Origin of the sequence: Streptomyces sp. NPDC048197, assembly GCF_043202395.1 — a bacterium.
GTDB lineage: Bacteria > Actinomycetota > Actinomycetes > Streptomycetales > Streptomycetaceae > Streptomyces > Streptomyces siderophoricus.
This window is the reverse complement of the sequence record NZ_JBIDAJ010000007.1, coordinates 173,231-180,865: the sequence shown is the minus strand read 5'-3', so window position 1 is coordinate 180,865 and position 7,635 is coordinate 173,231. Positions and strand designations below refer to the sequence as shown.

The following is a 7,635-nucleotide window of genomic DNA, read 5'->3' as shown; positions in this document are numbered from 1 at the left end:
GTCCAGTGGTACGGACACGCAGACGGTGACGCAGGCGGCGACGACCACTTCGGTGACGACGTCTCCGGATCCGTCGGTGTTCGGTGAGTCGGTGACTTTGACGGCCACGGTGGCTCCGGTGTCGCCGGGTGCGGGGACGCCCACCGGCACGGTGACGTTCGTCGTCTCCGGTGGCCCGACCCTGACCGGCACCCTCTCCGGTGGCACGGCGAGTGTCACTACCAGTGCCATTCCGGTCGGGACCAGCAACGTCACGGCGACGTACAGCGGTGACGGCAACTTCACCGGGTCCAGTGGTACGGACACGCAGACGGTGACGCAGGCGGCGACGACCACTTCGGTGACGACGTCTCCGGATCCGTCGGTGTTCGGTGAGTCGGTGACCCTGACGGCCACGGTGGCGCCGGTGTCGCCGGGTGCGGGTACTCCCACCGGCACGGTGACGTTCGTCGTCTCCGGTGGTCCGACGCTGACCGGTACGCTCTCGGGCGGCACGGCGAGTGTCACTACCAGTGCCATTCCGGTCGGGACCAGCAACGTCACGGCGACGTACAGCGGCGACGGCAACTTCACCGGCTCGGTCGGGTCGGACACGCAGACGGTGACCCAGGCATCGACGACCACGACGGTGACGACGTCTCCGGACCCGTCCGTGGTCGGGCAGACGGTGACCTTCACGGCCACCGTTGCTCCGGTGTCGCCGGGCGCGGGCACTCCCACCGGGACGGTCACGTTCGTCGCCACCGACGGTGATACGACCGTGACCCTGACCGGGACGCTGAGCGGCGGCGCGGTCAGTGTCAGCACCAACGGGCTTGCCACGGCCGGGACTTACTCCGTCACGGCGACGTACAGCGGTGACGGTGACTTCACCGGCTCCAGCGGCAACGACACCCAGACGGTCACCCTGGCCTCGACCACCACCTCGGTCACCACGGCCCCCGATCCGTCGGTGTTCGGCGAGTCGGTGACCTTGACGGCCACGGTTGCGCCGGTGTCGCCGGGCACGGGTACTCCCACCGGCACGGTGACGTTCGTGGTCACCGGTGGTCCGACGCTGACCGGGACGCTCTCGGGCGGTACGGCGAGCGTCAGCACGAGTGCCATCCCGGTCGGTACGCACACCGTCACGGCGACCTACAGCGGCGACAGCGGCTTCACCGGCTCCGTCGGGTCGGACACCCAGACGGTCGCTCCGGCCCTGACCACCACGACGGTGACGACGTCTCCCGACCCGTCCGTGGTCGGGCAGACGGTGACCTTCACGGCCACCGTTGCTCCGGTGTCGCCGGGCGCCGGGACCCCCACCGGGACGGTCACGTTCCTCGCCACCGACGGTGTCACGACCGTGAGCCTGACCGGGACACTGAGCGGCGGCACGGCCAGTGTCAGCACCAACGGACTGGTGACGGCCGGGACTTACGCCGTCACGGCGACGTATGCCGGTGACGGGAACTTCCTCGGCTCGGTCGGGGCGACCACCCAGACGGTGACCCAGGCGGCGACGACCACGTCGGTCACGACGTCTCCGGACCCGTCGGTGCCGGGTGAGTCGGTGACCTTGACGGCCACCGTCGCTCCGGTGTCGCCGGGCGCGGGCACCCCGACCGGCACGGTGACCTTCGTGGTCGCCGGTGGCCCGACGCTGACGGCGACGCTCTCGGGCGGTACGGCGAGCGTCAGCACGAGTGCCATCCCGGTCGGTACGCACACCGTCACGGCGACCTACAGCGGTGACGCCAACTACACGGCCTCCAGCGGCACCGACACGCAGACCGTGGTCCAGGCGTCCACGACGACCACCGTCACCTCCGTGCCCGACCCCTCGGTCTTCGGGCAGCTGGTGGTCTTCACCGCGAACGTCGCCGTCAACTCGCCCGGGGCAGGCAGCCCGACCGGCACCGTCACCTTCGTCATCGACGGTGGCGGGGGCGGCACGCTGACCGGCACCGTCGTCGCGGGGATCGCGACCGTCACCACCAGCACCCTGGACGTCGGTACGCACAACGTCACCGCGACCTACAACGGTGACACCGACTTCGCCAGCTCTGTCGGGACGGACACACAGACGGTGAACCAGGCCTCGACGATCACCACGGTCACCTCGTTCCCCGACCCGTCCACGAGCGGGCAGACGGTCGGGTTCATCGCCTTCGTCGCGGCGGTGGCACCCGGCAGCGGCGTTCCGACCGGCACCGTCAACTTCACCATCACCGACGGGGTGACCACCGTGAACCTCACCGGAACCCTGAACGGCAGCGGTGTCGCCACGGTCAGCTCCGCGCTGGTCACACCCGGCAGCTACCTGGTCACCGCGAACTACACCGGAGACAGCAACTTCGGCACCTCCACCGGCACCGACACCCAGATCGTCCTGTAACCGTCCACTCCGGCAACTGTCCGCTCCGGCAACTGTCCGCTCCGGCAACCATCCACCGACGGTCATCCATCGCGGCCGTCCACCGATAACCGGCCACTCCGATCCATATCCACTCACTCACCCACCGCACAGCGCCGGGCCGTCCGAAGGGGCGGTCCGGCGCCGTGCCGTGTGCCCCTAAGCTTGCTCCGCGTTCGTACGGATGTCCGTCCACGGGGAGACAGAAAATGGCCGAGAAAGCACGCCGCCGGCTGCGGTCGAGCACGGTGATCCTGGGCGGTATGGGCGCCCTGGCCGCCGCCCTGACGTCCTGCGGCTCCGACCCGGACAAGCGCTGCGTGGACCGCAACAGCTACGACGTCGTCAAGGGCTACCGCGTCGTCGACGCCAAGAACTGCTCGGCCGGCGGCGGCTCGTCCACCGGCGGCTCGGGTACCGGCGGTGCCGGATCCGGTACGTCGGGCCGCGGCAAGCGACCGGTCGACGGCCAGTGGTACTACGACCCCGACAACGGCGGCGGCAAGTACGCCGACAACGGCACCTTCAGCCGGACCACGGCCGTCAACCGCGGCGGTTTCGGCTGCTCCGGGGGCCACGGCGGACACGGCAGCCACCACGGCTCCTTCGGCGGCTGAGCGGACACCGCACGGCCATGGAACGCCACACCATCGAGCCCCGGCCCGGCTGGCAGCAGACCGTCGAGGCGCAGGGCCTGATCTACCCGCTCACCCGCTACCCGGACGACTCGCTGCGCCCCTACTGGGACGAGAGCGCGTACTACTCCTTCACCCTCCCGGAGGTCGAGGCGCTGGAGGAGGTCGTCGAGGAGCTGCACGGCATGTGCCTGGCCGCCGCCGAGCACATCGTCGCCCGCGACCGCTTCGCCGACCTCGGGATCACCGACCCCCGGCTGGCCGCGCTGGTCGCCGAGTCCTGGCGCCGGCGCGCCGAACTCCCGTCCCTCTACGGGCGGTTCGACCTGCACTACGACGGCACCGGCCCGGCCAAGATGCTGGAGTACAACGCCGATACGCCGACCTCGCTGGTCGAGGCCGCCAGCCCCCAGTGGTTCTGGATGGAGGAACGCTTCCCCGGCGCCGACCAGTGGAACTCGCTGCACGAGCGGCTGGTCGCGGCCTGGAAGCGGCAGGCTCCGCTGCTGCCGCCCGGCGCGCCGGTGCACTTCGCGCACTCCGCGGGCGATGAGCTCGGCGAGGACCTGATGACCGTCGCCTACCTGGAGGAGACGGCCCAGCAGGCGGGCCTCGCGACCGTCGCCATCCCCGTGGAGGAGATCGGCTGGGACCGGCTCTCGGGCCGCTTCGTCGACCAGCGGCTGCGCTTCGTGCGGGCCTGCTTCAAGCTCTACCCGTGGGAGTGGCTGGCCACCGACGACTTCGGCCCGCACGTCCTGGACACCCTCGACAACGGCGGCGGCACCGGCTCCACCCTCTGGATCGAACCCGCCTGGAAGATGCTGCTCTCCAACAAGGCGCTGCTGGCGATCCTGTGGGAGCTCTACCCGGGCCACCCGAACCTGCTGCCCGCCTACCTGGACGGGCCGCGCGAGCTGGCGCACACCCGTGGTTACGCCGCCAAACCGCTGCTGGGCCGGGAGGGCGCCGGCGTCACCCTGCACCAGCCGGGCGACGAGCCGGTGCTGCGCGGGCCCGACGACCCGTGCTGCTACCAGGAGTTGGCGCCGCTGCCGGACTTCGACGGCAACCGGGTGGTGCTGGGTGCCTGGGTCATCGAGGACGAGGCGGCCGGCCTCGGCATCCGCGAGTCGGCGGGCCCGGTCACGGACGAGTACGCCCGTTTCCTTCCCCATGTGATCCGCTGAGCCGGTCCTTCCGATGTGATGCGCTGGGCCGGCCCCCGTGTGATCCGCTGGGCCGGTCCTTCCCACCTGATCCGCTGAGCCGGACTTCCCCTGTGATCCGCCGGGCCGGACGGGCCGGCGCGGGGCCCGGTACGGACCTGGCACAGCGAGCGGCCAGGGCCTCGCACCCGCCGCCGGCCGCCCGCTGCACGTCCGCCGCCCCCGCACGCCCCCCGTTACGTCCCGTCACGCCGTTCCCTCACACCGTCCCGGCGGGTCCCCCCGTCACGCCTCCAGGACGCCCCTCAGCCGTTCCAGCCCCCAGTCCAGGTCCTCCTTGCTGATCATCAGGGGCGGCGCGAGCCGGATCGTCGCGCCGTGGGTGTCCTTGACCAGCACTCCGCGCGCCATCAGCTGCTCGGAGACCGCGCGCCCGGTGCCGCGGGACGGGTTGATGTCCACGCCCGCCCACAGTCCGCGGCCGCGCACCGCGTCCACCGCCCCGCTGGCCACCAGCAGCCCCAGCTCGCTGTGCAGGTGCTCGCCCAACTCCGTGGCCCGTTCCTGGTATTCGCCGGTCCGCAGCATCGCGATCACCTCCAGCGCGACCGCGCAGGCCAGCGGGTTCCCGCCGAACGTCGAGCCGTGCTCGCCCGGCGCGAAGACGCCCAGCACCTCGCGCGAGGACACCACCGCCGACACCGGCACCACCCCGCCGCCCAGCGCCTTGCCGAGCACGTACACGTCGGGCACCACGCCCTCGTGCTCACAGGCGAAGGTCCGGCCCGTGCGGCCCAGCCCGGACTGGATCTCGTCGGCGACGAACAGCACGTTCCGCCGCCGGGTCAGCTCGCGCACGCCCGCCAGATAGCCGGGCGGCGGCACCCGTACGCCCGCCTCGCCCTGGATCGGCTCCAGCAGCACCGCGACGGTGCGCTCGTCGACCGCCGCCTCCATCGCGGCCAGGTCGCCGTAGGGGACGATCTCGAAACCGGGGGTGTACGGGCCGAAGCCCTCGCGGGCCTCGGGGTCGGTGGAGAACGAGACGACGGTGGTGGTCCGGCCGTGGAAGTTGCCCTCCGCGACGACGATCTTCGCCCGGCCGTCCGGGACGCCCTTGACCTGGTAGCCCCATTTGCGGGCGGTCTTCACCGCGGTCTCGACCGCCTCGGCGCCGGTGTTCATCGGCAGCACCAGTTCCATCCCGCACAGCTCGGCCAGCCTGGCGCAGAAGTCGCCGAACCGGTCGTGGTGGAAGGCGCGTGAGGTGAGGGTGACCCGTTCCAGCTGGGCGCGGGCGGCGGCCAGCAGCCGCGGGTGGCCGTGCCCGAAGTTCAGCGCGGAGTACCCGGCGAGCATGTCCAGGTAGCGCCGGCCCGTCACGTCCGTCATCCAGGCACCCTCGGCGGTCGCCACGACCACGGGGAGCGGGTGGTAGTTGTGCGCGCTGTGGGCTTCGGCGGCGGCGAGGGCGGCTGCGATGCCGGGTTCCGTGGACGTCACCGTGACTCCGTTCCGGTAGACCGTACGGGGCGTATGGAGTGAGGTGCCCCATATGCCCCTCTATATTGCTCCGCAGGCGGTTCATCCGGAAGCCGCCTGGGTGGTCGGGTGCTCCCGGCGCCGGGTCGTGGGGCAGAAGGGGCGTCCTCGGCACCGGACCGTGGGGCAGAACGGGTGTTCCCGGCACCGGGCCGCGCACGGCCGTCTAGACTCGGCGGTGCGCATCGCGACTGGCGTACGGGGAAACGACCCCGAGGGAGCGCTGCGTGGCCACCACCACGAGGTGTCGCCCCGCCTGGGCACCCCGGGACCACGACCGGACCACCGATCGACCGCCCCGGAGGACGCCATGTCACTTCCGCAGTCCGCGCACGCCCAGTCCGCGCACCCGCAGTCCGCATCCCTCTCCCATCCCGCGCTGAGCGCCGCCGACCCCGAACTGGCCGCGCTGGTCGGCGCCGAGGAGCAGCTCCAGGCCGACACGCTGCGGCTGATCCCCAGCGAGAACTACGTCTCCGCAGCCGTCCTGGAAGCCACCGGCACGGTCCTGCAGAACAAGTACAGCGAGGGATACCCGGGCCGTCGCTACTACGAAGGCCAGCAGAACATCGACCTCGTCGAGACCCTGGCCGTCGAGCGCGCCAAGGCCGTCTTCGGCGTCGAACACGCCAACGTCCAGCCGTACTCGGGCTCGCCCGCCAACCTCGCCGCCTACCTCGCGTTCGCCGAACCGGGCGACACCGTGCTCGGCATGTCACTGCCGATGGGCGGCCACCTCACGCACGGCTGGGGCGTCTCGGCGACCGGCACGTGGTTCCGCGGGGTCCAGTACGGCGTACGCGCCGACACCGCCCTGATCGACTTCGACGAGGTGCGCGACCTCGCCCGCAAGGAACGCCCGAAGATCATCTTCTGTGGCGGTACGGCCGTCCCGCGCACCATCGACTTCGCCGCGTTCGGCGAGATCGCCCGCGAGGTCGACGCCGTCCTCGTCGCGGACATCGCGCACATCGCCGGGCTGGTCGCGGGCGGCGCCCACCCGTCGCCCGTCCCGCACGCGGACGTCATCTCCACCACCACGCACAAGACCCTGCGCGGGCCGCGCGGCGCGATGCTGATGTCCCGGGCGAGCCACGCCAAGGCCGTCGACAAGGCCGTCTTCCCCGGTCTGCAGGGCGGGCCGCACAACCACACCACGGCCGCCATCGCGGTCGCCCTGCGCGAGGCCGCCGCCCCGTCCTTCCGGGAGTACGCGCACGCCGTCGTCGCCAACGCCAAGGCGCTCGCCGAGGCGCTGCTGGCCCGCGGCTACGACCTGGTCTCCGGCGGCACCGACAACCACCTGGTGCTGATCGACCTCACGTCGAAGGACGTCCCCGGCAAGGTCGCCGCCAAGGCCCTGGACCGGGCGGGCATCGTCGTCAACTACAACACCGTGCCCTTCGACCCCCGTAAGCCCTTCGACCCCTCCGGCATCCGCATCGGCACCCCGGCCCTCACCTCCCGCGGCCTGGGCACGGACCGGATGCCGCAGGTCGCGGAGTGGATCGACCGCGGCGTCCAGGCCGCGGCGAAGGGCGACGAGGACGCCCTCACGGTGATCCGCACCGAGGTCGCCGACCTGATGGCGGCCTACCCGGCACCGGGGCTGGCGGTCGGGGAGTAACGGCCGGAGAACACTGACTGCTGGGGAATACCCGCCCCCACCTGCTCGTTGTGGCCCCGCAGGGGGCCTCGCCATCCCCTAGGGGATGCGTTCGAGAACCCCCTGCGGGATCACCCCTACGAACCCCCACCCCAACCCCCAATCTGCCCCCACCCCCGCCCCCGAGGCCCGCCGCCCGGCCCCCGCGCCCACCGGACGCCCTACCGCCCCCCGCGACCTGAGACAATCAGTCCCATGGCTCTCGATCGCCCGCCCGTCGCCCAC

5 protein-coding genes are annotated in these 7,635 nt (G+C 71.8%); 4 read left to right on the top strand and 1 reads right to left on the bottom strand.

Annotated elements, in window-relative coordinates; translation table 11 throughout:
* Positions 1–25: 25 nt before the first annotated feature.
* The 3 genes from ACGF4C_RS12770 (at position 26) to ACGF4C_RS12760 (ending at position 4,223) form a co-directional block, all read left to right on the top strand.
* Positions 26–2,380, top strand: a complete 2,355-nt coding sequence (locus ACGF4C_RS12770) for a beta strand repeat-containing protein (RefSeq protein ID WP_393565880.1) — start codon at positions 26–28, stop codon at positions 2,378–2,380.
* 227 nt (positions 2,381–2,607) lie between these two features.
* Positions 2,608–3,015 (top strand): hypothetical protein, encoded by a 408-nt coding sequence (locus tag ACGF4C_RS12765; protein ID WP_030417203.1) that lies wholly within the window; start codon positions 2,608–2,610, stop codon positions 3,013–3,015.
* 17 nt (positions 3,016–3,032) lie between these two features.
* Positions 3,033–4,223, top strand: coding sequence for a glutathionylspermidine synthase family protein (locus ACGF4C_RS12760; RefSeq protein WP_393565709.1), 1,191 nt, complete (start codon positions 3,033–3,035; stop codon positions 4,221–4,223).
* Between the two features lie 264 nt (positions 4,224–4,487).
* Here ACGF4C_RS12760 and rocD read toward each other — a convergent pair whose 3' ends face one another.
* On the bottom strand, positions 4,488–5,705 hold the full coding sequence (gene rocD, locus ACGF4C_RS12755) for an ornithine--oxo-acid transaminase (RefSeq protein ID WP_393565707.1): 1,218 nt from the start codon (positions 5,703–5,705) through the stop codon (positions 4,488–4,490).
* 349 nt (positions 5,706–6,054) lie between these two features.
* On the opposite strand from rocD, the gene glyA reads away from it, so the two are divergent.
* Positions 6,055–7,371 carry a serine hydroxymethyltransferase gene (gene glyA / locus ACGF4C_RS12750; protein ID WP_030417200.1) on the top strand — a complete coding sequence of 439 codons (1,317 nt, stop codon included), beginning with the start codon at positions 6,055–6,057 and terminating at the stop codon, positions 7,369–7,371.
* Positions 7,372–7,635 lie beyond the last annotated feature (264 nt).

Excerpts from the sequence above, each read along its gene's own strand:
- ACGF4C_RS12765 (WP_030417203.1), top strand. The coding sequence starts at position 2,608 with ATGGCCGAGAAAGCACGCCGCCGGCTGCGGTCGAGCACGGTGATCCTG.
- ACGF4C_RS12760 (WP_393565709.1), top strand. The coding sequence starts at position 3,033 with ATGGAACGCCACACCATCGAGCCCCGGCCCGGCTGGCAGCAGACCGTC.
- glyA (WP_030417200.1), top strand. The coding sequence starts at position 6,055 with ATGTCACTTCCGCAGTCCGCGCACGCCCAGTCCGCGCACCCGCAGTCC.